At 71.4% G+C, this 25,819-nt stretch carries 25 protein-coding genes; 14 read left to right on the top strand and 11 right to left on the bottom strand.

Annotation, left to right across the window (positions count from 1 at the left end):
• Positions 1-24 precede the first annotated feature (24 nt).
• Complete coding sequence (locus BR85_RS13615) at positions 25-942, top strand: 2-hydroxyacid dehydrogenase (protein WP_028497160.1); 918 nt, start codon at positions 25-27, stop codon at positions 940-942.
• Positions 943-1,143: 201 nt separating this feature from the next.
• Here the strand turns inward: BR85_RS13615 and BR85_RS13610 are convergent, their stop codons facing one another.
• The 3 genes from BR85_RS13610 to BR85_RS13600 all read right to left on the bottom strand — a co-directional run bounded on the left by BR85_RS13610 (position 1,144) and on the right by BR85_RS13600 (position 3,479).
• A complete protein-coding gene (locus BR85_RS13610) occupies positions 1,144-1,527 on the bottom strand; it encodes a MinD/ParA family ATP-binding protein (protein ID WP_231565523.1) in 384 nt (127 codons plus the stop codon).
• A gap of 258 nt (positions 1,528-1,785) precedes the next feature.
• Positions 1,786-2,379 (bottom strand): nucleotidyltransferase family protein, encoded by a 594-nt coding sequence (locus BR85_RS13605; protein ID WP_051526403.1) that lies wholly within the window; start codon positions 2,377-2,379, stop codon positions 1,786-1,788.
• Positions 2,376-3,479 (bottom strand): XdhC family protein, encoded by a 1,104-nt coding sequence (locus tag BR85_RS13600; protein WP_051526402.1) that lies wholly within the window; start codon positions 3,477-3,479, stop codon positions 2,376-2,378. Before BR85_RS13600 ends, BR85_RS13605 begins: the two co-directional genes overlap by 4 nt.
• A 127-nt stretch (positions 3,480-3,606) precedes the next feature.
• Here BR85_RS13600 and BR85_RS13595 point away from each other — a divergent pair, with 127 nt between their 5' ends.
• Genes BR85_RS13595 through BR85_RS13570 form a run of 6 tightly spaced genes read left to right on the top strand, consistent with a single transcriptional unit; the run spans position 3,607 to position 10,872 of the window.
• The gene (locus BR85_RS13595) at positions 3,607-4,410 is read left to right on the top strand and encodes an FAD binding domain-containing protein (protein ID WP_028497159.1); all 804 of its coding nucleotides are present in this window, start codon (positions 3,607-3,609) and stop codon (positions 4,408-4,410) included.
• Entirely contained in the window at positions 4,407-7,175 is a 2,769-nt protein-coding gene (locus BR85_RS13590) for a molybdopterin-dependent oxidoreductase (RefSeq protein ID WP_028497158.1), read from the top strand. Before BR85_RS13595 ends, BR85_RS13590 begins: the two co-directional genes overlap by 4 nt.
• A 45-nt stretch (positions 7,176-7,220) precedes the next feature.
• Positions 7,221-8,324, top strand: a complete 1,104-nt coding sequence (locus tag BR85_RS13585) for an ABC transporter substrate-binding protein (protein WP_028497157.1) — start codon at positions 7,221-7,223, stop codon at positions 8,322-8,324.
• A 4-nt stretch (positions 8,325-8,328) separates the two neighbouring features.
• On the top strand, positions 8,329-9,150 hold the full coding sequence (locus BR85_RS13580; protein ID WP_174799848.1) for an ABC transporter ATP-binding protein: 822 nt from the start codon (positions 8,329-8,331) through the stop codon (positions 9,148-9,150).
• A 1-nt stretch (position 9,151) separates the two neighbouring features.
• On the top strand, positions 9,152-9,976 hold the full coding sequence (locus tag BR85_RS13575) for an ABC transporter permease (protein WP_028497155.1): 825 nt from the start codon (positions 9,152-9,154) through the stop codon (positions 9,974-9,976).
• Positions 9,976-10,872 (top strand): ABC transporter permease, encoded by an 897-nt coding sequence (locus BR85_RS13570; protein ID WP_036273146.1) that lies wholly within the window; start codon positions 9,976-9,978, stop codon positions 10,870-10,872. The genes BR85_RS13575 and BR85_RS13570 overlap by 1 nt, the downstream gene beginning before the upstream one ends.
• Positions 10,873-11,037: 165 nt before the next feature.
• Here BR85_RS13570 and BR85_RS13565 read toward each other — a convergent pair whose 3' ends face one another.
• Positions 11,038-12,405: an amidohydrolase family protein gene (locus BR85_RS13565; RefSeq protein WP_028497153.1), complete on the bottom strand. Its 1,368-nt coding sequence runs from the start codon at positions 12,403-12,405 to the stop codon at positions 11,038-11,040.
• A gap of 93 nt (positions 12,406-12,498) precedes the next feature.
• On the opposite strand from BR85_RS13565, the gene BR85_RS13560 reads away from it, so the two are divergent.
• Positions 12,499-13,116: an LOG family protein gene (locus tag BR85_RS13560; protein ID WP_028497152.1), complete on the top strand. Its 618-nt coding sequence runs from the start codon at positions 12,499-12,501 to the stop codon at positions 13,114-13,116.
• A 63-nt stretch (positions 13,117-13,179) separates the two neighbouring features.
• Here the strand turns inward: BR85_RS13560 and BR85_RS13555 are convergent, their stop codons facing one another.
• From BR85_RS13555 to BR85_RS13530, 6 genes are all read right to left on the bottom strand, one after another.
• Positions 13,180-14,520, bottom strand: coding sequence for a Zn-dependent hydrolase (locus BR85_RS13555; protein WP_028497151.1), 1,341 nt, complete (start codon positions 14,518-14,520; stop codon positions 13,180-13,182).
• The gene (locus BR85_RS13550) at positions 14,517-15,779 is read right to left on the bottom strand and encodes a pyridoxal-phosphate-dependent aminotransferase family protein (protein WP_051526401.1); all 1,263 of its coding nucleotides are present in this window, start codon (positions 15,777-15,779) and stop codon (positions 14,517-14,519) included. Before BR85_RS13550 ends, BR85_RS13555 begins: the two co-directional genes overlap by 4 nt.
• Entirely contained in the window at positions 15,776-17,350 is a 1,575-nt protein-coding gene (locus tag BR85_RS13545; RefSeq protein WP_028497149.1) for an AtzH-like domain-containing protein, read from the bottom strand. Before BR85_RS13545 ends, BR85_RS13550 begins: the two co-directional genes overlap by 4 nt.
• A 106-nt stretch (positions 17,351-17,456) precedes the next feature.
• The gene (locus BR85_RS13540; RefSeq protein ID WP_028497148.1) at positions 17,457-18,542 is read right to left on the bottom strand and encodes an acetamidase/formamidase family protein; all 1,086 of its coding nucleotides are present in this window, start codon (positions 18,540-18,542) and stop codon (positions 17,457-17,459) included.
• Positions 18,539-19,912, bottom strand: a complete 1,374-nt coding sequence (gene allB / locus BR85_RS13535) for an allantoinase AllB (RefSeq protein ID WP_197018636.1) — start codon at positions 19,910-19,912, stop codon at positions 18,539-18,541. The genes BR85_RS13540 and allB overlap by 4 nt, the downstream gene beginning before the upstream one ends.
• A gap of 88 nt (positions 19,913-20,000) precedes the next feature.
• Complete coding sequence (locus BR85_RS13530; RefSeq protein ID WP_036273144.1) at positions 20,001-20,621, bottom strand: helix-turn-helix domain-containing protein; 621 nt, start codon at positions 20,619-20,621, stop codon at positions 20,001-20,003.
• Between the two features lie 191 nt (positions 20,622-20,812).
• On the opposite strand from BR85_RS13530, the gene BR85_RS13525 reads away from it, so the two are divergent.
• From BR85_RS13525 to BR85_RS13515, 3 genes are read left to right on the top strand one after another with little or no spacing between them, the layout of a single operon-like run.
• Complete coding sequence (locus tag BR85_RS13525) at positions 20,813-21,769, top strand: ABC transporter substrate-binding protein (RefSeq protein ID WP_028497146.1); 957 nt, start codon at positions 20,813-20,815, stop codon at positions 21,767-21,769.
• A 53-nt stretch (positions 21,770-21,822) separates the two neighbouring features.
• Positions 21,823-22,689 (top strand): ABC transporter permease, encoded by an 867-nt coding sequence (locus BR85_RS13520; protein WP_051526407.1) that lies wholly within the window; start codon positions 21,823-21,825, stop codon positions 22,687-22,689.
• A gap of 14 nt (positions 22,690-22,703) precedes the next feature.
• Entirely contained in the window at positions 22,704-23,492 is a 789-nt protein-coding gene (locus tag BR85_RS13515) for an ABC transporter ATP-binding protein (protein ID WP_028497145.1), read from the top strand.
• A 21-nt stretch (positions 23,493-23,513) separates the two neighbouring features.
• Here the strand turns inward: BR85_RS13515 and BR85_RS15815 are convergent, their stop codons facing one another.
• Positions 23,514-23,642, bottom strand: coding sequence for a hypothetical protein (locus BR85_RS15815; RefSeq protein ID WP_261798687.1), 129 nt, complete (start codon positions 23,640-23,642; stop codon positions 23,514-23,516).
• Positions 23,643-23,680: 38 nt separating this feature from the next.
• On the opposite strand from BR85_RS15815, the gene uraD reads away from it, so the two are divergent.
• The 3 genes from uraD (at position 23,681) to hpxO (ending at position 25,757) form a co-directional block, all read left to right on the top strand.
• Positions 23,681-24,178 (top strand): 2-oxo-4-hydroxy-4-carboxy-5-ureidoimidazoline decarboxylase, encoded by a 498-nt coding sequence (uraD, locus tag BR85_RS13510; protein WP_028497144.1) that lies wholly within the window; start codon positions 23,681-23,683, stop codon positions 24,176-24,178.
• A gap of 1 nt (position 24,179) precedes the next feature.
• The gene (uraH, locus tag BR85_RS13505; RefSeq protein ID WP_028497143.1) at positions 24,180-24,500 is read left to right on the top strand and encodes a hydroxyisourate hydrolase; all 321 of its coding nucleotides are present in this window, start codon (positions 24,180-24,182) and stop codon (positions 24,498-24,500) included.
• Between the two features lie 63 nt (positions 24,501-24,563).
• On the top strand, positions 24,564-25,757 hold the full coding sequence (hpxO, locus tag BR85_RS13500) for an FAD-dependent urate hydroxylase HpxO (protein ID WP_028497142.1): 1,194 nt from the start codon (positions 24,564-24,566) through the stop codon (positions 25,755-25,757).
• Positions 25,758-25,819 lie beyond the last annotated feature (62 nt).

The following is a 25,819-nucleotide window of genomic DNA, read 5'->3' as shown; positions in this document are numbered from 1 at the left end:
GCACGGGCGGGTAGCGTCGAGGTCATGAGTCTCGTCGTCTCCGTCCCCCGCCCCGAACTCGCCCGCGACCTCGAGCCGCTCCCGGACGGCGTCGAGGTGATCGTATGGGCGATGGATGCCGCAGCCCCGCGCGACCGCATCGACCTGGTCGTACCGCCCTACATGTCCGGCGGCAACGGGCTGTCGCTGCTGGCGGGGGTGACGACCCGACTCGTGCAGGGCCAGTCCATCGGCTACGAGGGCACCGCGGAGAAGCTCCCGCCCGGGATCGTCTTCGCCAACGCCGCGACTGTGCACGAGACCTCCACCGCCGAGCTGGCGGTGGGGCTGACCCTCGCCGCGCAGCGGCACCTCGACGCGTTCGCCGTCGACACCCGCGCGGGGGTGTGGCATCCTCGCTACGCCCAGAGCCTCGCGGACCGGCGGGTGCTGCTGCTCGGCTACGGCGGCGTCGGCAAGGCGGTCGCCGCACGGCTGGCGCCCTTCGAGGTGGACCTCGTGCCGGTGGCGTCGCGGGCGCGCGGCGAGGACGGCATCCGCGTGCACGGCATCGACGAGCTGCCGGAACTGCTGCCGACGGCGGAGATCGTCGTGCTGACCCTTCCCGGCGGAGATGCGACGCGGCACATCATCGGAGACGCCGAGCTCGCCGCCCTCCCCGACGGCGCGCTGATCGTCAACGTCGGGCGCGGACCGCTCGTGGACACCGACGCGCTCGTGCGGCACGTGCGGGAGGGGCGCATCCGCGCGGCGCTCGATGTCACCGACCCCGAACCGCTGCCGGAGGGGCACCCGCTCTGGGGGCTTCCGGGCGTGCTCATCGCGCCGCACGTCGGCGGAGCCTCCAGCGCCATGCACCCGCGCATCGCGGCGCTTGTGAAGCGCCAGATCGCGCACCTGCTCGCCGACGAGGAGCCGGAGAACATCGTCATCCGCACCTGAGGCCCGCGCGGGCGCGGTGCTCGGGAGAGAGCGGGGTGCGCGGTGCGCGGGAGCGAGCGGGCACAATTCAGTCTGCTCTGGTGCTCGTGGCGCCCCAGCGGGCTCAGACCAGCCGGATCCGGCGCGAGGAGACTGAGTTGGGGACCAGGCCGCCCGCGCACCGGCCCGCGCGACCCGCCTGTGGTCCCGGCCGGAGCGGGGCTACAGGCGCTCGGCAATGGCGGCGGCGGCGGTCAGCCACGCGTCGCGGGTGTCTCCCGACAGCGCATCGAAGTCGATCGGCCCGCCGTCGACGAGCGCCGCGTCGAACGGCACGTGCACCACGGCGGAGGTCACCTGCGCGAAGTGGCGCTCCAGGCGCTCGGCGAGCTTGCGGTCGGGCTTCGCCGACGGCGCGGCGAGGATCGTGACCGCGTCGTCGATCTTCGCGTCGAAGCCCTTCTCGCGCAGCCCGTCGAGCAGCCACGCGGCGCTCGCGGCGGTGTCCTCGCGCACGGTCGAGACGATGACGAGCTGGTCGGCCGCCGCGACCGCGGCCACCCAGTTCGACGCGCGCATGTTGTTGCCGGTGTCGATGATCAGCAAACGGTAGTAGCGCGAGAGCACACCGTGCAACCGGTCGAAGGCGGCGGCGTCGATGGTGGAGGATGCCGCGGCATCCTCAATAGTCGATCTCGGGAATCATCGTCGCCTCCTGGATGCGTCGGGTCTTGGTGGTGGCGCTACACGGCGGCGGGCTCATCCGGCCGCCCGTGCCGCTATGGGCGCGCGGATGCGGCGGGAAGGGACGGATGCCGCGGGGTCGGCGCGCCGCGCGCGGGGCTCATCCGGCCGTTGGCGCCGCTACGGGCGCGCGAATGCGGCGGGAAGGGACGGATGCCGCGGGGGCGGCGCGTCGACGTCGCGGCCGTGCCACAGGTCGCCGCACTCGACGAGGGCGGCACCGTGCGCGCGCAGGTATCCGCCCGCGCCGCGGTCGCCGGCCAGCTCGGCGGCGAGCGCGCTCCAGTGCGCCCGCCCGATGAGCGCGGGGTGGCCCACCTCGCCGCCGTAGGCCGCCTGCCGCAGCGTCTCGGCGGATGCATCCGCCGAGACGCGGATGCACGCGGATGCCGGCAGCTCGGGCACATCCACGGGGACCACGAGTGCGGCCGTCGCGGCGGTCTCCGCCGCGACGGCGAGTCCCGCCCGCACCGAGGCCGACAACCCGTCGGACCAGTCCACCGCGACGACGATCGTCGCGGCGGCGGGGACGAGCGCGGTCGCCTCGTCGTGTCGGGCGCCGAGCACGACGAGCACGGGCGCGCATCCGGCATCCGTCAGCGTCTCGACGGCAGAAGCGATCCACCCTCGCCCGTCGGCATCCGTCGCGAGCGCCTTCGGGTGGCCGTACCGCGTGCCCGCGCCGGCGGCGAGCACGATGCCGACGACGCTCATGAGCGGGCGGGGACGTCGGGCATCCAGGCGCACTCGATCGAGGGCACCGACGAAGGCACCGCGGCAGGAACCTGGGTAGCCGCATCAGAACCCGAACCCGCCCCCGGCCCGACCGCAGCGTGCACAGGCCCGGACAGCCCCGACAACCGGGCCCCCGTGCCACCGTGCCGGTCGGCGACGATCTCCGCGAGGATCGACAGGGCCGTCTCCTCGGGGCTGCGTCCGCCCAGATCCAGTCCGATCGGCGAGCGCACGCGCATCCGCGCGGCCAGCGGCACCTCGGCGTCACCGAGGCGCCGCATGCGGTCGTCGTGGGTCCGGCGACTGCCCATCGCCCCGATGTATCCGGCCGGCGACGCGAGCGCCGCGCGCAGCGCGGGGACATCGATCTTGGGGTCGTGCGTCAAGACGCAGACGGCGGTTCCGGCATCCAGCCGCTCCCCCGCGAGGTACCGGTCGGGCCAGTCGACGACGACTTCGGCACCCGGGAATCGGGCCTCGGTCGCGAACACCTCGCGCGGATCGACGACGGTCACCCGCATCCCCATCGCGGCGCCCAGCCGCGCGAGCGCGACGGCGAACTCGACCGCGCCGACGACGATCAACCGCGCCGGAACCCCGACCCGCAGCGAGACGACACCCGGCACCGCCGCGGGCGCTGCGGCGTCCGACGACACGACTCGCCCGACGCCGAGTTCCGGCCCCGCGGTCACGAGCGCGAACCCCGTCGGGATCGCGGCGGCCTCGCGCGCCGCGAGCAGCTGCAGATCGGCCGCGGCGGCACTCCCCGGGGGCACGGCCCGCACGAGGACATCGATCGTCCCGCCGCATGTCAGCCCGACGGCGAACGCGTCGGCGTCGCTGTACGCGAACCGGTCGACGTGAGGTGCGGCACCGGCCAGTACCTCGAGGCAGCGCTCGTAGACGGCGCCCTCGACGCATCCGCCGGACACCGTGCCGAACACCTCGCCGCTCGCCGAGACGACCATGCTCGCGCCGATCTCGCGCGGCGCACTGCCGCCGACGCCGACAACCGTCGCGATCGCGAACGCCTGCTCCGCACCCGCCCAACGGGCGGCGACAGGCAGGATCTCACGCATGCCATTCACGGTATGCGCCCCGGATTGCGGCCGTGTTGCGGCCATGAAACACCCGCGAAACGGGGGCCTGCTTCACTCGATCGGGCGCGACAGCGAGCTAGGGCCGCGATCCGGAGAGCAGGGCAACATGGACATCACGTCGGTGCAGGCGTACCGCGTCGCCCGTTCTCGGGAGGATCTGCAGCTTGCCCCCGGCGAGGCTCTCCTCGCCGGGGGCACCTGGATCATGAGCGAGCCGCAGCCCGCCACGACCGGCCTCGTCGATCTCACCGGGCTCGCCTGGCCCGACCTCGAGGAGACCCCCGAGGGCCTGCGCGTCGCAGCGACGTGCACGATCGCGAACCTCGTCGCGTGGGCCGCGACAGCTCCCGCGCACTGGCCCGCCGCGCAGCTCGTGCCGGCGGCCGCGAACGCCCTGTTGGCATCGTTCAAGATCTGGAACACCGCGACCGTGGGCGGCAACATCTGCCGCGCGTTCGCCGCGGGAGCGATGGTGTCGCTGAGCGTCGCACTCGACGCCGTCGCTGTCATCTGGACAAAAGACGACGAACGGCGGATGCCCGTGGCCGATCTCGTGACGGGCAACGGCACCACGAACCTCGGCCGAGGCGACGTGCTGCGCGCCGTTGAGATCCCCACGCACGCGCTCGCCTCGCGCGCCCTGCTGCGCAAGATCGCCCTCGCCGAGCACGGCCGCTCCGGCGCTGTCGTGACGGGCCGCGTCGACCCCGACGGCACGACCGTCTTCACCGTGACCGCTGCCACGGCGACGCCGACGGTGCTGCGATTCGCGCTGCTGCCGACCGAGACGGAACTGGCGGATGCCGTGGCGTCCGCTCCCGGCTATTACACCGACCCCCTGGGTGCCGCCGACTGGCGGCGGGCGGTCAGCGTCGAGCTCGCGTCACGCATCCGGGCGGAGCTCGCATGATCTTCGACGTCGACGGCGAGCCGGTCGAGGCCGACCCACGCGCGGGCCAGTGCCTGCGGACCCTCCTGCGCGAGACGGGCCACACCGAGGTGAAGAAGGGCTGCGACGCGGGCGACTGCGGCGCGTGCTCGGTGCTGCTCGACGGGGTGCCCGTGCACTCGTGCCTGATCCCCGCCGTGCGCGTCGAGGGCCACGCCGTCACGACCGCCGCGGGCCTCGCGCCCGCCGATGAGCTGCATCCCGTGCAGGAGGCGATCGCCGACGGCTTCGGCTTCCAGTGCGGATTCTGCACGCCCGGCATGACCGTGACCGCCTCGACGCTGTGCGGCGATGATCTCGACGACCTCGACCGCCGCATGAAGGGCAACCTCTGCCGCTGCACGGGCTACCGCCCCATCCGCGAGGCGATCCGCGCGTCGGTGCTCGGCGAGGTGCGCGAGACGGGGCCGCGAGCCGAATCCGCGACGACGGCACCGGCCACGGCGGCCCTGCAGCACGTCGGCACCTCCGCCCGCCCCGAGGCCGCGCGCCGCATCGTGCAGGGCCGCGAGCCGTTCACGTTCGATCTGCCGCCGGATCACCCCGCGACGGATGCGCTCGTGCTGCGCGTCGTCGCGAGCCCGCACGCGCACGCGCGCGTCACCGCGATCGACACCACCGCCGCGCGCGCCGTTGCCGGCGTCGTCGCCGTCTTCACGCACGAGGACGTCCCGCAGGTGCGCTACTCGTCGGGTCGCCACGAGCACCGCACCGACGACCCCGACGACACCCGCATGCTCGACGACGTCGTGCGCTACATCGGCCAGCGCGTCGTCGCGGTCGTCGCCGAGACGGCCGAAGCGGCGGATGCCGCGTGCCGCCTCGTCGACATCACCTACGACGTGCTCCCGGCCGTCTTCGACCCCGACGAGGCGCGGATGCCCGGCGCGCCGCTCATCCACCCCGATCGCACGCCGGACGACCGCGTCGACGAGGCGCACCGCAACGTCATCGCGAGCGTGCACGCGGGGCCCGACGTGGCATCCGCCCTCGCCGCAAGCGCCGTGACCGTCACCGGCACGTGGCAGACCTCGCGCGTGACGCACGCGCAGCTCGAGACGCACGGCTCGGTCGGCTGGCTCGACGACGAGGGGCGCCTGGTCATCCGCTCGTCGACGCAGGTACCGTTCCTTGCGCGCGACGAGATCGCGCGACTGTTCGACCTCGAGCGCGACCGCGTGCGTGTACATGCGGCCAGGCTCGGCGGCGGTTTCGGCGGCAAGCAGGAGATCTTCACGGAAGACCTCGTCGCCCTCGCGGTGCTGCGCACCCGGCGCCCTGTCGCGTACGAGTTCACCCGCACCGACGAGTTCTTGCGTGCCGCGGTGCGGCACCCGATGCGCGTCACGGTGACGCTCGGGGCGGATGCGGATGGCACGCTCACCGCGATGCAGATCGACCTGCTGAGCGACACCGGCGCCTACGGCAACCACTCGCGCGGCGTCATGTTCCACTCGCTCGCCGAGTCGACGACGATCTACCGGGTGCCGCTGAAGCGCGTCGACGCCGAGGTCGTCTACACGAACAACATCCCGTCCGGTGCGTTCCGCGGGTACGGCCTCGGGCAGGTTGTGCTCGGCGTCGAATCGGCGATGGACATGCTCGCTGAGCGGCTCGGGATCGACCCGTTCGACCTGCGGCGGATCAATGCGATCCGGTCGGGTGACGACCCCGGGCACGACGACCTCGTGTGGGGCAGCTACGGGTTCGACCAGTGCCTCGACCTCGCGCAGGACGCCCTGGCGCGCGGCAACGGCGCGACCGCCCCCGACGGCTGGCTCGTCGGCGAGGGGATGGCGGCCGCGATGATCGCGACGATGGCCCCGTTCGGCCACATCGCGCACACGACCGCGACCCTGCGCGCCGACGGCACGTACCTGCTGCGGGCCGGCACGGCCGAGTTCGGCAACGGCACGACGACGGTCCTGCGTCAGATCGGGGCGACCGATCTCGCCGCCGACTTCGACCGCATCGAGCTGTGGCACGCCGACACGGATGCCGTCGCGCACGACACCGGCGCGTTCGCGTCGGCCGGCATCACGGTCGCGGGCAAGGCCCTGCATGCCGCGTGCCTGACGCTCGCGCGGCGGATGCGCGCGCGCGCAGCGGCGCTGACCGGCACCGACGCGGCATCCGCTTCGCTCACCTCGACGGGAGTCGAGACGATCGCCGGGCTCGTCGGCTTCGCCGAGCTGTGCGCCGACGGTGAGCTCACCGCCGACGGCAGCGAGCTCGGCGAGCAGCGCTCGCTCGCGTTCAACGTGCACGCCGTGCGCGTCGCCGTCGACCCGACGACCGGCACGGTGCGCATCCTGCAGTCGATCCAGTCGGCGGATGCCGGGTTCGTCATGAACCCCGCGCAGTGCCGCGGCCAGATCGAGGGCGGCGTCGCGCAGGGCATCGGCAGCGCGCTGTACGAAGAGGTCATGGTCTCGCCCGAGGGCAAGGTCACGACGCCCGTCTTCCGCACGTATCGCGTGCCGCAGTTCGCCGACGTGCCCGAGACCGAGGTGTACTTCGCCGACACGAGCGACGACCTGGGCCCGTTCGGCGCGAAGTCGATGAGCGAGTCGCCGTACAACCCCGTGGCACCCGCGATCGGCAACGCGATCGCGCGCGCCCTGGGCATCCGGCCCTTCGCGCAGCCCTTCAGCCGCGACCGGGTGTGGCGTCTCGCACACTCGTCACATCCCGGAAACACCACCGAACGGACGCCCGAAACGTAAGCGACCTAGGGTCACGAGAGCACCAACAGCACTCAAGGAGACCCGATGCCCGCATCTCACACCATCCGCCGCCGCGGCGGAATCGTCCTCGCGCTGGCGGCCGCCGCCGCGCTCGCCCTGTCCGCCTGCTCGTCGACGGCCGCCCCCTCGGCGTCCTCCTCGGGCGACGCGGGCGCTTCCGCCGACTTCGGCGAGATCAGCGTGCAGTACTCGTGGATCAAGAACGAGGAGTTCGCCGGCGAGTTCTACGCCTATGACAACGGCTACTACGACGAGGCCGGCTTCTCGAACGTCGTCGGCGTCGCCGGCCCCGACACCGGCGTGGCGAAGCTGCTCTCCGGCTCGGTCCAGTTCGCCCTCACCGACGCTGCCTCGGTCGGCGCTGCGGTGGCCGAGCAGGATGCCCCGCTGAAGATCATCGCGACGACGTTCCAGAAGAACCCGTTCACGATCCTGTCGCTGAAGGACGGCGCGAACATCGCGACGCCCGAGGACCTCATCGGCAAGAAGATCGGCGTGCAGGACTCGAACGCCTCGGTCTTCAAGGCCCTGCTCGCCGCCAACGGCATCACCGAGGACCAGCTCACGATCGTCCCGGTCGACTTCGACCCGACTCCGCTGATGAACGGCGACGTCGACGGCTTCATGGCATACCTGACCAATGAGGCCATCACGGTCGAGATGGCCGGTTATGAGGTCACGAACCTCGCCTACGCCGAGAACGGCCTGCCCTACGTGGCGGAGTCGTACGCCGTGACCGACGACTACCTCGCGAACAACAAGGACCTCATCAAGGCGTTCCTGATCGCCGAGATCAAGGGCTGGACGGACACCTTCACACAGCCCATCGACGACACCGTCGCGCTCGTGACGAAGTACTACAACGAGTCGGCCTCTGCCGGTGACCTCACCTTCGGAGACCTCGACCCCGACAAGGTCGCGGCCGGCGTCGAGGCCCAGGCGAAGCTGATCTCGACGGACGAGACCGAGGCGAACGGTCTGTTCACGATCTCGGACGACCTGAAGACGCAGACCCTCGCGTCGCTCGCCGCCTCGGGCTGGGACCTCACGGCCGACCAGTTGTTCGACACGACGATCATCGACGAGATCTACGCCGAGAACCCCGACCTGAAGTCGTACCTCCCGTAACAACATGACCATGGCAGAAACCCTGGATGCCGGTGCTCTCGCGGGCACCGGCATCCAGATCTCCGGAGTATCGAAGTCGTTCACCTTGCGCGGGGGCAGGTCGCTGCAGGCGCTGCAGAACACCGACCTGCACACCGAGAAGGGGTCATTCCTGGCCCTGCTCGGGCCGTCCGGGTGCGGCAAATCCACGATCCTGCGCATCCTCGCAGCTCTCGACCACCCGTCCGACGGCATGGCGCTCGTCGACGGCGAGACGCCCGACCAGCTTCGCGCGAAGAGCGAGCTGGGCATCGCCTTCCAAGACCACGCGCTGCTGCCCTGGCGCAGCATCCGCAAGAACATCGAGCTGCCGTTCGAGGTCGCCGGTCGCCCCGTCGACAAGGCCTACGTCGACGAGCTCATCGACCTCGTGGGCCTGCGTGATTTCGCGAACGCGAAGCCCGCGCAGCTGTCGGGCGGCATGCGCCAGCGCGCCTCGATCGCGCGCGCCCTCGTGCTCAAGCCCTCTGTGCTCCTTCTCGACGAGCCGTTCGGCGCGCTCGACGACATGACCCGCCAGAACCTCAACCTTGAGTTGCTGCGCATCTGGACCGAGAAGCCCGCGACGACGCTGCTGGTCACCCACGGCATCAGCGAAGCCATCTTCCTCGCCGACCGCGTCGCCGTCATGTCGCCGCGTCCCGGGCGGGTCAAGGAGATCATCGAGGTCGACCTGCCGCGCCCACGAACCCCCGAGATGATGCGCACGCCCGAGTTCCACGCGCTCGTGGACCGGGCATCCGAACTGCTGTTCGGTGCGGACGGGCACGCCGAAGCGGAGGCGTGAGGTGACCAAGGCTCACATACCCGGCTGGCTCGCCGCGACGCTCGGAGGCGTCGGGCTGGTCCTCGCGTGGTGGCTGTTCTCGCTGCTCGCGTTCCAGCAGCAGGAGGGCACGACCTTCACGCCCGTTCCCTCGCCGTACGCCGTGTTCGAATGGCTGTTCATCCAGGGCAACATCGCCGGCGCGTGGAGCGTTTTCCAGCCGACGATCACGGCCGCCGCGATCGGGTATCTGTGGGGCAACGGCATCGCACTCGTGCTCGCGACATCCGTGCTCGTCTTCCCCCGCACCGAGACCGTCATCACCCAGATCGCGGTCGTCACCTACTGCCTGCCGGTCGTCGCGGTCGGCGGCATCTCGGTCGTCGTGCTCGGCGGCGCGAAGAACCCCGGCGACCCATCGGCGACGGCGATCTTCCTCGCCGCGCTCGTGTGCGTGTTCACGACGGTCGTCGGCGCGATCCTCGGCTTCAAGTCCGCCGACAAGGCATCCCTCGACGTCGTCCGCGTCTACGGCGGCGGCGCCTGGACGCAGTTGCGCAAGGTGCGGCTGATCGCGGCGCTGCCCGCGATCCTCAACGCCCTGCAGATCGCCGTGCCGACCGCGTTCCTCGGCGCCGTGCTGGGCGAATACCTCGGCTCAATCACCGCAGGAGTCGGGCCCACACTCATCCGCCTGCAGGGGCAACTCGACTCGGCCGGCGTGTGGTCGGTGTTCCTGCTGTGCGCCGTGTTCGCCCTCGCCGCGTACGGCCTGTTCGGCCTCGTGATCAAGCTCGTCACTCCCTGGGTCGCAGGCGCCGCGGGTGTGGCTGGGAAGGCGGCCTGATGTCTCCGCGTGCAACTCTCGATCCGGTCACCGCCGGAGGAGCCACCGTCCAGCTGGCCGTGGCAGCGGATGCCGCGGCGCAGGCGCGCCTGCGCGCCGAGCGCCGGCGCGCACTGCGCAAGACGGTGCTGCGCTCGCTCGGTAACGCCGGGATCACGATCATCGTGCTGCTTCTGCTGTGGCAGGCGGTCGTCAGTCTCACCGGCATCTCGCCGTACATCGCGAAGGGTCCGCTGGACGTGTGGGAGTTCCTCTTCACGTCGCCGAATGCCGAGGCGAACCGCGCACAGCTGTTCCCGCTCGTCGGGCAGACGCTCGTGGACTCGTCGCTCGGGTTCGTCGTCGGCATGATCGTCGCGATCGTGCTGGCGGTGGCGTTCAGCCTGTCGAAGGCGGTCGAGGCGGGCGTCATGCCGCTCGTGCTGCTGCTGCGGACGATCCCCCTCGTGTCGATCGCGCCGGTGATCATCCTCATGACGGGGCGCGGCACCACGGCATCCGTCGCCGTCATCGGCACCATCGTCGTGCTCTTCCCCGCTCTCGCCAACGTGCTCTTCGGGCTGAGCCGGGCGAGCCGGCAGAGTCTCGACGTCGTGCACGTGTTCGGCGGCGGACGCCTCACGGCGCTGCGCAAGGTCAACCTGCCCGGGGCGCTGCCGTCGATCTTCGCGGCGGCGCGCGTGTCGGTGCCGGGGGCGGTGACCGGTGCTCTGCTGGCCGAGTGGCTGTCGACGGGCGCCGGCATCGGCGGGTCGATCCTTAAGTTCAACGCGCAGGCTCAGTTCGCGCAGCTGTGGTCGTCGATCGCGCTCATCACGCTCATCACGCTGTTGCTCTACAACCTCGTGCAGATCGTCGAGAACATCGTCCTGACCCGCATGGGCATGTCCCGCTGACCGCCTGACGGTCGCAGACCATGTCCCACTTATCGCAGACCATGTCCCAAAAGAGGTTGGGTTTGGCGCGCTGAACCAGCGATTTTTGGGACATGGTTCTGCGGGCGGATGCTGCGGGGCGGGGCTGGAAGCCGCGCGGCGGACGGATGCCGCGCCGCGGGCCACTCAGTGGGGGTGGCCGCGCAGCGGGATGACGGATGCCGGCAGCTCGTGCACCTTCGCCGACGCCTCGGCGGCCAGCGGGTTGGTCGACACCCCATTCTCGCTCACGAGGCGGCCGCCGACGTAGACGGCCTTGAGGTTGCGGGGACTCATCGCGAGCACGTACGAGCGGACGGGATGCCACAGCGGCCCGACATCCGGCATCCGCGGGTCGACGACGACGAAGTCGGCGAACTTGCCCACCTCGAGCGATCCGACGCGGTCGTCGACGCCCATGATCTCGGCTCCGCCGAGAGTGTGCAGGCGCAGCATGAGCTCGGGCATCATCGACAAAGGATCCTTCGTGCGTGCCCGCTGCATGTAGATGCCCATGCGCATGTTCTGCCACGGGTCACTCACGTCGGTGCACGCCTGATCATCGAGCCCGACACCTACCTTCATGCCCATCTCGAGCATTTCGGGTACCAGCGCGACGCCCGATGCGAGGCGACCGTTGGATGCCGGCTGCCACGACATCGACGCACCGCCTGAGACCGACTCGGCGATGATCTCGGGGGTCGTCTGGATGAAATGGCCGAACATGAGCCCGAGGCCGAGGGCCCCGGCATCCCGATACAGCGCGAACTTGGACTGCTGGTGCTCGACCGCCTCGGGCGACTCGAGGAAGTGCGCCTGGTTCGTCACGCCGTAGCGACGCATCGCCTCGACCTCGAACTCGGCGGCCTCAGGATGCGGCGACCACTGCACCTGGCCCATGATCGACGAGCCGAGGGCGAAGTCGGCGTCCATCGCTCGGGTGTGCGCGACCTCGGCGGCGAAGCGGTCGAAAACCTCGTCGGAGCTGCCGACCGTGACGTCCATGCCCGAGGCATCCACGAAGCGGATGCCCGCATCGAGCGTCCCGTCAGCCTGCCGGTAGTGGTACTCGAGTCCGCGGATGCCCGCGGTGCCCGTGCGCTTGCCGTCGACCATCGACTCCCACGCCTGCAGCGGGTCGGTGAAGTTGTACGCCGTCGTGACGCCGTTGGACAGGAAGTCGAGCGACCCGTGCAGCGTCGACCAGTACAGCTGCTCGGGCGTCATGTGCGCGGTCGTGCCGAGCATCGCGTCGCACCAGCCGTAGAGCGTGTCGGCGACGCCGAGGCCGCGCAGGCCGCTCGTGAACAGGTGCGAATGGCTCGAGACGAAGCCGGGCGCGACGAAGGCGCCCGCGACGTCGAGGGTCTCGTCGGCCGCGGCATCCGGCGTCCCCGACCCGATCGCGGCGATGCGGCCGTCTTCGATCAGCATCCAGCCGTCTTCGATGTACCCGGGGTCGGCGGTGCCGGCGGGGATCGTGATGAGTCGCGCGTGGGTGACCAGAAGAGACATGCTCGTCACGGTATCCGGGCGATGTTTCCGCGCTGTCACGGCCTGGAAACACGCAGGCACGCCCCGGAAACACGCGGGTTCTAGCGTCTATCCATGGAACGGTTCACAGTCACGGTCTTCTGCGGATCCTCGCCGGGGTTCGACCCGATCTACGTCGACGCCGCCCGCGCGGTCGGCACCGCGATCGGTCGCGCCGGCATGAACCTCGTCTACGGCGGCGGACACGTCGGGCTCATGGGCACGGTGGCGGATGCCGCGGTGGCAGCCGGCGCGCACGTCACGGGCGTCATCCCGCGCGCACTGCAGGCGCGCGAGGCCGTCAACCACAACATCGCCGAGCTCGTCATCGTCGACACGATGCACGAGCGCAAGATGATGATGGCCGACCGGGCCGACGCGTTCCTGGCGCTGCCCGGCGGGCCGGGCACGCTCGAGGAGCTCACCGAGCAGTGGACGTGGGCGCAGCTGGGCATCCACACCAAGCCCGTCGGCCTGCTCAACATCGACGGCTACTTCGATCCGCTGCTCGCGTTCGTCGCGAACATGCGCGACCGCGGCTTCACCCACCCGCGCTACACCGACATGCTCGTCGTGGCGACCGAGGCCGACGAGGCCCTCGCGCGGTTGCGCGACTACGTACCGCCGGCGCACAGCGAGGCATCCCCCGGCGCCGAGATGACCGGCGCGCTGTCGCTGCCCGTGCGGCCCTGACACGGCGGCGCGGCGCGGAGGGTCAGCGCGGCGCGGAGCGGTGGGTCAGCGCAGCGCGGAGGGTCAGCGCGGCTCGGCGGCGAGGTGCAGGATCGACTCGGCGAGGGCGCGGATGCCGTAAGCCACATCGCCCGCCGACACGAATTCGTCGGGGTGATGGCTGATGCCGTCGGGATTGCGCAGGAACAGCATCCCCACGTCGGTGATCGCACCGAGCGCCATGCCGTCGTGGCCGGCCGGGCTGAACAGCACGGGCGCCGCGTCGGAGCGCACGGGCAGGGTTGCACGGATGCCGGCGGCCACGACATCCTGCAGCAGGGGCGCGCAGAACACCGCCGGGGCGCTGTGCACCTCGCGGGCTGACCAGCGCAGTCCGCGGCGGCCCATGATCTCGTCGAGGTCGCGCGAGAGCACGTCCCACACGCGGTCGCGTTCGCCGTCGAACTCGCCGCGCAGATCGAGCGAGAACCGCACCTCGCCGGGGATCACGTTGACGGCGCCGGGAAAGGCCTCGAACCGGCCCACCGTGCCGATGATGTGGTGCTCCGCCGCGCAGACGCGCTCGACGGCGAGTGCCGCTTCGCTTGCGCCCAGCAGGGCATCGCGGCGCATGTCGTAGGGGGTGCCGCCGGCGTGCCGCGCCTCACCCTCGACGACGAGCTGGAACCGGCGTGCCGACGCGATCGATGACACGACTGCGAGGGGTTCGCCGGCGCGGTCGAGCGCGGGGCCCTGCTCGATGTGGGCCTCGAGGTACGCGACGAGCTCATCGGGGCGGCGGGCCGCCTCTCCGATCCGCGCGGGGTCGAGACCGAACTCGAGGAACGCCTGCCGCAGGCTCACGCCGTCGGCATCCGTCAGCGTCCACCACGCGTCGTTCCACGAACCGGCGACAGCCGACGAACCCAGCAGCGCCTTGCCGAACCGGGTGCCCTCTTCGTCCGAGAAGGCGACGACCTCGATCGGGAACGGCAGCGGCACGGCCCAGCCGGTGTCGGTCGGAACCCGCAGCAGCCGCACGACCTCAAGCGCGATGAGCACGCCCGCGATGCCGTCGAACCGGCCCGCGTCGATGACGGTGTCGAGGTGCGATCCGAGCAGCAGTGCGGGGGTGTCGGATGGTCTCGATACACCGTCGCTGCGCGACGGCACTCGACCACCGGCCGCCTCGATCCGCCCGACCTGGTTGCCGGCGGCATCCTGCCACGTGCGCATGCCGACCTCGCGCATCCACTCGGCGGCGAGACGGTTGACGCGGGCGTGCTCGGGCGAGAGGTAGACGCGCTCGATGCGCCCGGGCGTCGCGGTGACGCGGGCGAGCTCGTCGCAGCGCGCCATGACGCGGCGCGCTGCTGCCGCGACGGCATCCGGCGACGCGGTGAGCAGGCGAGGCGCAGCGCTCACGCGGCCCCCGCGTAGACGTCAGCGGCGGCCTCGACACCGCCGCCCGCGGGCACGGATGCCCCGAACCGCCGCAACACGGCCTCGAGCGCCGCGAGCGTCGTGAGCACGGCGTCCTTGCGGGCGTTGTAGCCCATCGTCCCGACGCGCCAGACGCGTCCGTGCAGGGGTCCGAACGAGGTGCCGATCTCGATGCCGAAGTCCTCCAGCAGGGCCGAACGCGCGGCATCCCCCGGCACGCCCTCGGGGATCTCGACGGCGACGACGTTGTTCATCTTGTGCGCGACGTCGCCGAAGACGCCGAGGCCGAGGCCCCGCACGCCCGCGAGCATCGCGCGGCCGGCGAGCTCGTGCCGGGCGATGACGTCGTCACGCCCCTCGAGCAGCAGCACGCGCGCGCACTCGCGCGCCGCGTACAGCATGCTCGTCGCCTCGGTGTGGTGGTTGAGCCGCCGCGGCCCCCAGTAGTCGAGGATCATGCCGAGGTCGAAGTAGTTCGAGAGCACGAAGTCGGATGCCGCGACGTCGCCCGCCTCGCGGATGCCCGCTTCGACACGCCCGCGCGAGCGGATGACGTCGACGGCGCGCTCAGACAGCGTGATCGGCGACGAGCCCGACGGCCCACCGAGACACTTCTGCAGGCCGGCGGTCGCGGCATCCAGTCCCCACGCATCCGCATCGAACGCGTTGCCGCCGAGCGACGCGGTCGCGTCGGAGTAGAACAGGACCCCATGGCGGGCGCAGATCGAGCCGATGTCCTCGAGCGGCTGGTTCATCGTGGTCGAGGTGTCGCCCTGCACGAGGGCGAGCAGCGTCGGCTTCACGCGGATGATCGCCTCTTCGATGACGGATGCCGGGAACACCTGCCCCCATTCAGTCTCGATCGTGTGCACCTCGGCCTGCGCGCGCTCGGCGATCTCGGCGAGCAGGTGCCCGAACCGCCCGAAAACGGGCACGAGCACACGATCGCCGGGTCGCACGAGCGAGACGATGGCGGCCTCGATGCCGGCGCGGCTCGTTCCGTCGATGAGCAGGGTCGCGTCGTTCGCGGTGTTCCAGACGCGTCGGTAGAGTTCCTGCGTCTCGGCCATCGCGGTCGTCATGAACGGGTCGTACTGCCCGACGAGCGGTGCCGACATCGCGCGCAGGACGCTGGGGTAGGCCGAGATGGGGCCAGGGCCCATCAGCAGGCGTGCGGGCGGGTCCACCGGGCCGGGGATCGCAGGGCCGGGGATAGCGGGGCCGGGGATGACGGTGGTCATGGTGCTTCCGTTCCGGTGGTGAGGGCGTGCAGGGCGAGGCCCTGGCGCACGAGGGCGATGTCAGTTCCGGCGCGCGCGACGAGGCAGACGCCGACGGGTGCGGGGCCGAGGGGCGAGGCGACCGTGAGCAGCGGCACCGACAGGGCGGGCAACCCGGCGACGGCGGCGGGGGTCGTGAGCCGCAGCGTCGCCTGGCGCACGGCGTCGATGCCCGCGCCGCCGGCCGTGCGCGCGGGGGCAGGGCCGGGCGCGGTCGGCAGGATCAGGACGGCATCCGTCACGAGGTCGATCAGCCGCGCGCGCAACGGGGCGATGGCGGTGCGGGCTGCGGCCTCGTCGGCGGCCGTGACGGCGGCGGCCGCACGGAACCGCTCGGCGACGGCCGGTCCCGTGGCGCCCGGGTGCGCGCGCAGCCAGTCGCCGTTGTTGCGCCAGGCCTCCGCGCCCTGCACCGTGCGGAACGGCACGAGGTAGTCGTCGAGGTCGCCGATCGAGGCGGTCTCGACCGGCAGAGCGGATGCCGCGACGAAGGCCTCGAACGCGGCGCGCGTGGCGGCATCTGCGGCATCCAGCGCCTCGGCCGGGATGACGAAGCGCCACGGCAGGTCGGCGCCGGACTCACCGAAGACCGACTCGGTCGAGTCCGACCCGTCGTAGCTGAGGCACCAGTCCGCGACGCGCTGCAGGGTCGCGCCGTCGCGCGTGAGCCAGCCGACGGTGTCGAAGCTCTGCGCGAGCGGGAGTAGGCCCTGCCGCGGCACGAGGCCGTGCGTCGTGCGCAGACCCCACAGCCCCTGGTACGACGCGGGCACGCGCACGGATCCGGCGGTGTCGGTCGCGAGGCCGATGTCGGCCTGGCCCGTCGCGACGGCGGTCGCCGGTCCGCTCGACGAGCCGCCGGGCAGGGCCCCCGGGAGGGCTCCGTTGGGCGGGGTGCCGTAGTGCGCGTTGTCGCCCGCGATCGAGTACGCGAACTCGTCGGTGCGGGCGATGCCGCGCAGCGACGCGCCGCCGCGGAGCAGGTCGGCGACGGCGGGAGCCGTCGTCGTCTCGGCGCGCGCCGAGTCGAGGTAGGTGGGGTTGCCCGCGCCGATGCGGTAGCCCTTGATCGCGAAGAGGTCCTTGACGGCGACGGTGAGGCCTTCGAGCGGGCCCTCCCACGCGCCCTGGAACAGCGGGTCACCGACCGATCGCCAGACCGACCGGTCGAGCGCCTGCGCGCGCGGCGTGACGTGGGCGGCCGTGATGAGCCAGCGCCCGTCGAGGCGCTCCCAGACCTGCGTCTGCAGTCCCGTGCCACCACCGCGGAAGCGCGAGACCGACACGAGCAGCGCGACGTCGTCTGCCAGCGGGCGGTACTCGATGCGCTCGATCGTCCGGGGCGGAACCCCGCCGCGCACGCCGCGGAACGCGCTGATCGTGTCGTGCCCGACGAGCAGGCCCGCACCGTCGCCGCGCATCGTTTCGGCGCCGGGCGCGAACGCGGCATCCAGCGCATCGATGTCGTTCGCGAGGATCGCGGCCTCGTACGCGTCGAAAGCCGCGCGCAGGTCGGCGGGGATCTCGGTCATGCGTCACCCCTCTCCGCCGACGCGGGCGCACAACTCAGGCAGAACCCCGCCCGCGGACGTCGAAACCCCGGCTTGAGCCCCGAACAGCCTGAGTTATGCGCCGCGCTCACGCGTCACCCGCCGTCTCGACGCCGGCGAAGTCGGCCTCGCGGATGCGGGCGTGCACGCCGCACACGATGTCGACGACCTGCGAGATGTCGAAGTCGGTGGCCGCCGACAGGTACGCGTAGGCGAGGTGCTCGGCCATGCCGTACCGGCCCGCGAGCAGGTCGAGCGCCGCGCGCACGGCCTTGCGCATCGCCTCGTTGAGGTCGGGGTCGAGGCCCGTCGGCACGAGGTACTCGCCCGTCCGCACGAGGGGGCCGGTGATCTCGCCGAAGGCGGCGAGCGCCTCGGCGCGCGGCACGACCTCGAAGCGCAGCGTCGCGCGCAGGGATGCCTCGAGCGCCGTCAGGGCTACTTCGCCGTCGCCCTGCGCGAAGTGCGGGTCGCCGACGTAGGCGAGGGCGCCCGGCACCTGCACGGGCAGGTACAGGACCGTGCCCTCCACGAGAAGGTTGATGTCGATGTTGCCGCCGTGCGACCCGGGGGGCACCGAGTGCGGGCGCTCCGGACCCGCTACGGCGACGCCCATCGTGCCGAGGAACGGCGCGAGCGGAAAGCCCACGACGCGCTCGCCACCCTCGACGAGCGGCAGGCGTCCCGCGCCGCCGGCCACCGGCGTGAAGACGCTGACGTTCTCGGGGCCGCGCGGCAGCGTGCCGGGCAGGGCCCCCTTGCCGTGCCGGTTCGAGATGACGCCGTACGGCACGCGCGGTGCGAGATCGACGACCGTGATCTTGAGCAGGTCGCCGGGCTCGGCTCCCTCAACGAAGACGGGACCCGTGACGACGTGCGGCCCGTCCGCGGCGGCGTCGCGGGGGACGGATGCCGCGATCTCGATCGCGTCGGTGAGCACGGCCTCGGGCGCGACCCCGTGTCCCGTGAAGTAGGCGAACGGATCCTGCCCCTGATCAGGCAGGATGCCTTCGTGGCTGACGGTGTCGAACGTGACGGTCGCCCCGGCCGGAACGGCCAGCACCGGGGCATCCGTCTCGCACGGCAACCTCCCCCACAGCACCGTCTGCGGCGACGCGGCGACGTAGTGGTCGCCGGGGATGGGCCCGACTCCGGGCTGCAGGATCTCGCTCACGCCGTTCCTCTCGACAGGAGGCGGCCCGCCGGTGAGCGCCTCAGCCACGGCGCCTCGCCGGCGCCGCCTTCGCTCGCGTCGTACACACTCTGCCCGCGCAGCCACGTGCGGCGCACGCGTCCGGTGAGGACCTTGCCGTCGTAGGCCGAGATGGGGTTGCGGTGCTGCAGGGCGCGCGCCTCGATGCGCAGGGTGTCGTCGAGGCCGAACACCGCGAGGTGCGCGGGCGCGCCGACGACGATCTCGCCGACGCCCGTCAGCCCCGCGACGCGCGCGGGACCGGTCGTGAACAGCGGCAGGAGGGTGTCGAGCGGGATGCCGCGGCGGCGCGCCTCGGTCCAGACGGCCGAGAGCCCCACCTGCAGGCCGGCGATGCCGCCCCACGCGAGACCGAAGTCGCCGTTCCCCGAGCGCTTGAGGTCGACGGTGGAGGGCGAGTGGTCGCTCACGATCGCGTCGATCGTTCCGTGGAGGATGCCCTGCCACAACAGGTCCTGATTGCCTGCTTCGCGGATCGGCGGGCAGCACTTGAACTCGCTCGCGCCGTCGGGGATCTCCTCGGCGGTGATCGTCAGGTAGTGCGGGCAGGTCTCGACGGTGAGGTCGACCCCGTCGGCCTTCGCCGCGGCGATCGCGGGCAGAGCCCGGGCGTCGCTCAAGTGCAGGATGTGGGCGCGTGCGCCGTGACGCCGCGCGGCGGCGATGACGGCGTCGATCGCGGCCTCCTCGCTCGCCGGCGGGCGCGACGCGAGGAAGGCGGCGTAGCCGCGCCCGAGCGACCCGTCACCGGAAAGGAGGTCGGGGTCTTCCGCATGGACGATCAGGCGCGAGCCGATCGACGCGACCTCGGCCATCGCCCGGTCGAGCTGGGCGCGATCGAGGTGGCCGAACTCGTCGACGCCGCTCGGTGCGAGGAAGCACTTGAACCCGTACACCCCGGCGTCGTGGACCGGCCCGAGCGCACCGAGGTTCTCGGGGACGGCGCCGCCCCAGAACCCGATGTCGACATAGGCGGATGCCGCGGCCGCCGCCCGCTTGATCTCGAGGGCCTCGGTCGTCGTCGTCGGCGGGATCGAGTTGAGCGGCATGTCGACGAGGGTCGTGACGCCGCCCGCGGCCGCGGCGAGGGTCGCCGACCGGAAGCCCTCCCATTCGGTGCGGCCGGGTTCGTTGACGTGCACGTGCGAGTCGACGAGACCGGGGACGAGGGCCGCGTCCTCGGGCACTTCGACGGCGCCGCGCGGGGCACCGTGGGGCACCCGGACGTCCGCGATGACGCCGCCGCGCACGACGACCTCGGCCGGGCGGAACGCACCGTCGATCCACGCGCGCTCCGCACGGATCACGAGCTCCGCGGCATCCACCTGCACTTCACCGGTCTTCACGCTTCTAAAGCTATTGCTTAACGTGACGCGAGCGATTACCCCCACGTAACGGGCGTGTGAAACGCCGCGGGGTTCAGACGCCGCACGCCGGGAGGATCGTCAGCCAGATCGCCGAGGCCACCTCCGCCGTCTGATTGACGACGCGGTGCGGCCGCGACGCGGCGAACGAGAGCGACCCCCCTGCGCCGAGCCGCACGGCGCCTTCCGTGAACTCGAACGTGAGCTCGCCCGAGCGCACGTAGCCCGACTCGAGGCCGTCATGCACGAGCATCGCACCGTCGGCGCTCGACGCGGAGCCAGGCGGGTAGATCGACTCGAAGAAGTCCACGCCGGGAAGAGGCGCCGGCGACAGCCGCCGGTAGACGACGCCCTGGTCCAGCTGTGCGGGGGCAGCCTCGCCCGGTTGCGTGACGAGGACCCCCGGGACGGGCTCGGCGACGTCACCTGCGGCGTGATCGAGGTCGGGTGCGAACAGATCGAGATCATCGAAGATCGCCGACACGGGAGCGCCCAGCACGGCGACGAGCTCGACGAGCCGGTTGACCGAGGGACGCATCGTGCCCGTCTCGATCTGCGACAGCGCGCTCGACGAGATGCCGAGCTGCTGTGCGACCGACGCGAGGGAGCGGCCCGAGGCCGTCCGCAGCCGACGCAGTCGCGCACCGATCTGTGCGGGCAGGGGGCTCTCTTCCACGGCATCCTCCGGTCCTCGTGCGCGACCCATCGTATGCGCGACCGACTCCGCGCGTGTTCAGTCATGACTTAACACAACCGTTACACCGCCTTCATGGCGAGCGCGACCGCGCTCGCTTTACTGGGGCCACACAGTACCTCGCACCGTCCGTCGGCCGTGTCGACGGCGGACCGAACCCGGGAGTCCTTCACATGGCACGATTCCGTCCTCGCATCGCCGCCGCGCTGGCCGTGGCATCCGTCCTCATCCTGTCCGCCTGCAGCTCGGGTGACACGACACCCGCGTCGTCGGATGCCGCCGAGACCGTCACCGTCAAGATCGGCACCCTGCGCGGCCAGCCGCACTTCTACCAGCCGTTCCTCTACGACGACCACGCCGTCGACGGTGTGAAGTTCGAGGTCGTCACGCTCGACACGACGCCCGCCCTGTCCGACGCGCTCGTGTCGGGGTCGATCGACTTCGCCATCTCGGGTGTCACCCCGACGATCTCCTCCATCGCGCAGGGCCGCGACCTCAAGATCATCGCGAGCGCCGCCGACGGCGGATCCGGCTTCATCGGCAACGGCGAGTCGAGCCTCGACGAGCTCGTCGGCAAGAAGATCGGCATCGTCCAGGGTTCGGCCCAGGAGGTCGCCCTCCGCCTGCTGATCGATGAGGCCGGCCTCACCCCCGAGGACTTCGAGCTCTCGGTGATCCCCGTGCCCGAGATGGCGTCGGCGTTCATCGCGGGCGACATCGACGCGTTCATGGGCGTCGAGATCGGCGTCTCGATCGCGAAGAACGCGGGCGGCACCGAGGTCGTCGATCCGTACTCGACGCCCATCGGCAAGGTCAACATCGGCCTGGTCACCACCGGCAAGCTCATCGAGGAGAACCCCGAGCTCGTGCAGAAAGTCGTCGACACGCACGCCGCGACGACCGCCTACATGGCCGACAACATCGAGGAGTGGCTGCCCGGCATGGTCGAGGAGTTCGGCGGTGACGAGGACGTGTTCACGTCGGCGCTGGCGAACTTCTGGCTGCGCTCGGATCTGTCCGACGAGTACGTCGGACAGCTCTCCGCCCTCGCCGAGGCGATGGCCTCGATCGGGCTCATCACCACGACGCCCACGGGCGACGACATCGTGGACACCTCCTTCACCTCGTGATCGCGCGTGCGGGGGCGGCTGCGGCCTCCCCCGCACGCCAGAAGGGCGGCCGCATGGCCACGCAGACGACGGCGCGACCCGTGCGCCGACGCCCTCCCGCGCAACGACCCAATCAGCGCGCACTCCTCACGCGGATCCTCCTCGGGATCCCGATCCCGTTCCTGTTCCTCGTCTTGTGGCAGGTCGGGCGCGACCAGGCGTGGGAGATTCCCCTCATCGGCATCCGGATGGGGTACCTGCCCGCCCCCGGCGACGTCGTCGCGTCGCTGTGGGACTACGCATTCGGGGGCATCCACGACGACGCCTTCTCCGGCGACCTGTGGGTCAACCTCGGGGCGTCGTCGCTGCGGGTGCTCATCGGCTTCCTCATCGCGTCGGTGCTGGCCATCCCCCTCGGCATCCTGATGGGCCGCTACTACAAGATGGACGCGATGTTCGATCCGTTCATCAACCTGTTCCGGCCGATTCCGGCGACGGCGTGGGTGCCCCTCGTCGGCCTCCTCATCGGCTGGGGCGACCAGGCGACGATCTTCCTGATCGCCCTCTCGTCGTTCTTCCCGATCGTGCTCGGCGCGATCAGCGGATCCAAAGAGGTCCCGGGTCGGCTCATCGAGGCCGGGCAGATGCTCGGCGCCAGGCGGTGGGAGATCCTCGGCCAGATCGTCGTGCCCGCCTCGGCGGCAGCCGTCATCAACGGAATGCGCGTCGGGCTCGGGCTCGCCTGGGTCGTGCTCGTGCTCGGCGAGAGCGTCGGCGTCAACGTCGGCCTCGGCTCTGCGATCATCCTCGCCCGCGACGTCGTGCGCACCGACATGATCGTCGTCGGCATGATCGTGATCGGCCTCGCCGGCTTCCTCTCCGACCGCATCCTCGTCGGAGTCTTCCGCCTGCTCACGCGCGGGCGCCCCCTGGTGAAGTGACGGGAGCACAGCACATGACCGATCTGACCACCGCCGACGTCGTCCTGCAGGATCTCGGCAAGCGCTACGGTCCGGAATGGGCCGGCGTGCAGGCCGTCGCCGACGTCGACATCGACATCGCGGCGGGCGAGTTCATCGCCGTCGTCGGCGCATCCGGCTGCGGCAAGAGCACCGTGCTGCGCATCCTCGCCGGATTCGAGCCCGCCACGAGCGGCAGCGTCACCGTCGGCGGGCGGCCCGTGACCGCCCCCGGTCCGGACCGCGGGGTCGTCTTCCAGGACTACGGGCTGTTCCCCTGGCTCACGGTGCGCGAGAACATCGCCTACGGCCCGAAACGGCGGCGCCTGCCGCGCGCACGTGTGCGCGAGCTTGCGGACCGGTTCACCGAGACCGTCGGGCTCAGCCGCTTCGCCGACCGGTACCCGGGCGAGCTGTCCGGCGGCATGCAGCAGCGGGTCGCGATCGCCCGCGTCCTCGCGAACGAGCCGAGCGTGCTGCTGATGGATGAGCCGTTCGGCGCGCTGGATGCGCTGACCCGCTCGGACCTGCAGGCCGAGCTCAAGCGCATCCACCTCGAGACCCGCACAACCGTCGTCTTCGTCACGCACTCGATCGAAGAGGCCGTGTTCCTCGCCGACCGCGTGGTGGTGATGACCGGTGGGGCCTCGCACGGCGTGCCCGGGCACATCGCGCGCATCGTGCCGATCGACCTGCCCGAGCCGCGGGATGTCACGACCCCCGCGTTCAACGCGTACAAGCGCGAGATCTCCGACCTGGTGCACGGCGCAGGCGATCACGCGTGACCCCGGCCGCGGGGCAGCGCCTCACACAGCGACGAGGCGGGGCGGGCTCACGTACTCGCTGCGCTTGCTCGTCTTCAGCCCCATCCGCACCATCGCGGTCGCGAGGCCCACAGCCGACGCGACACCGTCGACCCGGGGCGCTGAGCGCACGTTACGGGGCCGAAACGCCGCGGCGATACGGTCGGTGCATGAGACTCGACGAGTTCAACGCCACCGACCGCGAGACGGCCACGGCGACGGTCGCGGTGTGGGCGGCGGTACCCACGTGGGTCGACGCGGTCGTCGCAGCACGTCCGTACGCCTCGGTCGACGAGGCTGCCGCGCGCGCCGACGCGCTTGCCCGACGCTGGAGCGACGCCGACCTGGATGCCGCGCTCGCTCACCACCCGCGCATCGGGCAGAAGCCCGCGGGGTCGGGGGCGGAAGCCGCAGCGAGCACCCGCGAGCAGGCGGCGATGGCGACGGCATCCGTGTCGGCGACGGATGCCATGGCACAGGCCAACGCCGACTACGAGGCCCGGTTCGGGCGCGTGTTCCTGATCCGCGCCGCGGGCCGCAGTGCCGAAGAGATGCTCGCCGAAGTGCGCCGCCGCCTGGGCAACGACGACGCCGCGGAGGCCGCCGAGGCGCGCGATCAGCTGCGCCAGATCGCGCTGCTGCGCCTGCGCTCAAGCCTGGAGGACTGACATGAGCCACCTGACGACCCACATCCTCGACGCGACCGCGGGTGTGCCGGCGACGGGCGTCGCGGTGACCCTGGCGGGACCCGACGGCGTCGCCGTCGCGTCGGGACAGACCGACGCCGACGGGCGGCTCGCGCTCGGTCCGGACGTGCTGGAGCCGGGCGACTACTCGCTGAGGTTCGACACCAGGCCGTACTTCGCGGCGCAGGGAGTCGAGACCTTCTACCCGTCGGTGACGGTCGCGTTCACCGTCGCAGACCGTCCGCACTACCACGTGCCGTTGCTGCTGAGCCCGTTCGCGTACTCGACGTATCGCGGGTCGTGACGGCGTAACGCCCCGGTAGCGCGACGAAACCTGACGGTGACACAGCCTCCGTAGCCTGCGGATGTGAAGGTCATCATCGTGGGCGCGGGCATCGGCGGGACGAGCGCGGGGATCGCGCTCGCACGACTCGGACACGAGGTCGTCATCTACGACCGGATGCGTGAGAACAAGCCGGTCGGCGCGGCGCTGTCGCTGTGGTCCAACGGCGTCAAGGTGCTCAACTGGCTCGGCGTCGGCGCCGAAGTCGCCGCCCTCGGCGGCGACATGGCCGACATGGTCTACCTCGAGGGACACACCGGTGAGACGATGTGCGACTTCTCGCTCGCCCCGGTCACGGCGATGGCAGGGCAGAAGCCCTACCCCGTCGCCCGCGCCGACTTGCAAGCGCTGCTGATGGAACGCGTCGGCATGGATCGCATCCACCTCGGGCGCCAGGTGGTCGGCATCGCCGATGACGGCACGAAGGTCACGGTGACGTTCGCCGACGGCACGACCGACACGGGCGACCTGCTGATCGGCGCCGACGGCGCTCGCTCGATCACGCGCGACTACGTGCAGCCCGAGGGCGCACCCGAGATCGTGCGCGAGTACTCCGGGTACACCAACTTCAACGGGCTGATTCCGACGGATGCCGCAGTCGGCCGCGCCACCGCGTGGACGACCTACGTCGCCGACGGCAAGCGCGCGGCGGTCATGCCCGTCGCGGGCGACCGGTTCTACTTCTGGTTCGACGTGCCGCAGCCGGCGGGGCTCGAGTACGACCGCGCCGACGGCGTCGCACCGCTGCGTGCGGCGTTCGACGGGTGGGCTCCCGGCGTGCAGGCACTGGTGGATGCCATCGATCCCGAGGCATCCCTCAATCGCGTCGAGATCTGGGACATCACGCCGTTTTCGACGTGGGCGAAAGGGCGCGTCGCGATCCTCGGCGATGCGGCGCACAACACGGCGCCCGACATCGGGCAGGGCGCGTGCTCGGCGCTCGAGGATGCCTTCGCGCTCGGCATCGCGTTCGCGACGAACACCGTGAGCGTCGAAGACACCCTGAAGCGGTACGAGCAGATGCGCGCGGAGCGCGCGGGCGACCTCGTGCTGCGGGCGCGCAAGCGCGGCTACGAGACGCACGCGTTCGACGTGGACGCCACCGAGGCCTGGTACGAGAGCCTGCGCGGCGCCGACGGTGTTGGCATCATCCGCGGGATCGTGGGCAACATCGACGGCACCCCCGTCGACCTCGGCGGCGGGTTGCGCGCGGTCTGAGCCGCGGGGCGCGGGCGGTGCTCGGCCCGCATCCGTTCATCCGGCCCGTCGTACCGCTACGC

Origin of the sequence: Microbacterium sp. UNCCL10 (genome assembly GCF_000746195.1) — a bacterium.
GTDB lineage: Bacteria > Actinomycetota > Actinomycetes > Actinomycetales > Microbacteriaceae > Microbacterium > Microbacterium saccharophilum.
Note: the sequence above shows the minus strand (reverse complement) of the source record. Positions and strands in the feature narration are given on the sequence as shown.

Coding starts and splice junctions, on each gene's coding strand:
- uraD (WP_028497144.1), top strand. CDS start 23,681: ATGAGACTCGACGAGTTCAACGCCACCGACCGCGAGACGGCCACGGCG.
- BR85_RS13570 (WP_036273146.1), top strand. CDS start 9,976: ATGTCTCCGCGTGCAACTCTCGATCCGGTCACCGCCGGAGGAGCCACC.
- uraH (WP_028497143.1), top strand. CDS start 24,180: ATGAGCCACCTGACGACCCACATCCTCGACGCGACCGCGGGTGTGCCG.
- BR85_RS13565 (WP_028497153.1), bottom strand. CDS start 12,405: ATGTCTCTTCTGGTCACCCACGCGCGACTCATCACGATCCCCGCCGGC.
- BR85_RS13550 (WP_051526401.1), bottom strand. CDS start 15,779: ATGACCACCGTCATCCCCGGCCCCGCTATCCCCGGCCCTGCGATCCCC.
- BR85_RS13595 (WP_028497159.1), top strand. CDS start 3,607: ATGGACATCACGTCGGTGCAGGCGTACCGCGTCGCCCGTTCTCGGGAG.
- BR85_RS13590 (WP_028497158.1), top strand. CDS start 4,407: ATGATCTTCGACGTCGACGGCGAGCCGGTCGAGGCCGACCCACGCGCG.
- BR85_RS13560 (WP_028497152.1), top strand. CDS start 12,499: ATGGAACGGTTCACAGTCACGGTCTTCTGCGGATCCTCGCCGGGGTTC.
- BR85_RS13545 (WP_028497149.1), bottom strand. CDS start 17,350: ATGACCGAGATCCCCGCCGACCTGCGCGCGGCTTTCGACGCGTACGAG.
- BR85_RS13615 (WP_028497160.1), top strand. CDS start 25: ATGAGTCTCGTCGTCTCCGTCCCCCGCCCCGAACTCGCCCGCGACCTC.
- BR85_RS13600 (WP_051526402.1), bottom strand. CDS start 3,479: ATGCGTGAGATCCTGCCTGTCGCCGCCCGTTGGGCGGGTGCGGAGCAG.
- BR85_RS13520 (WP_051526407.1), top strand. CDS start 21,823: ATGGCCACGCAGACGACGGCGCGACCCGTGCGCCGACGCCCTCCCGCG.
- BR85_RS13515 (WP_028497145.1), top strand. CDS start 22,704: ATGACCGATCTGACCACCGCCGACGTCGTCCTGCAGGATCTCGGCAAG.
- BR85_RS13525 (WP_028497146.1), top strand. CDS start 20,813: ATGGCACGATTCCGTCCTCGCATCGCCGCCGCGCTGGCCGTGGCATCC.
- BR85_RS13580 (WP_174799848.1), top strand. CDS start 8,329: ATGACCATGGCAGAAACCCTGGATGCCGGTGCTCTCGCGGGCACCGGC.
- BR85_RS13605 (WP_051526403.1), bottom strand. CDS start 2,379: ATGAGCGTCGTCGGCATCGTGCTCGCCGCCGGCGCGGGCACGCGGTAC.
- BR85_RS13585 (WP_028497157.1), top strand. CDS start 7,221: ATGCCCGCATCTCACACCATCCGCCGCCGCGGCGGAATCGTCCTCGCG.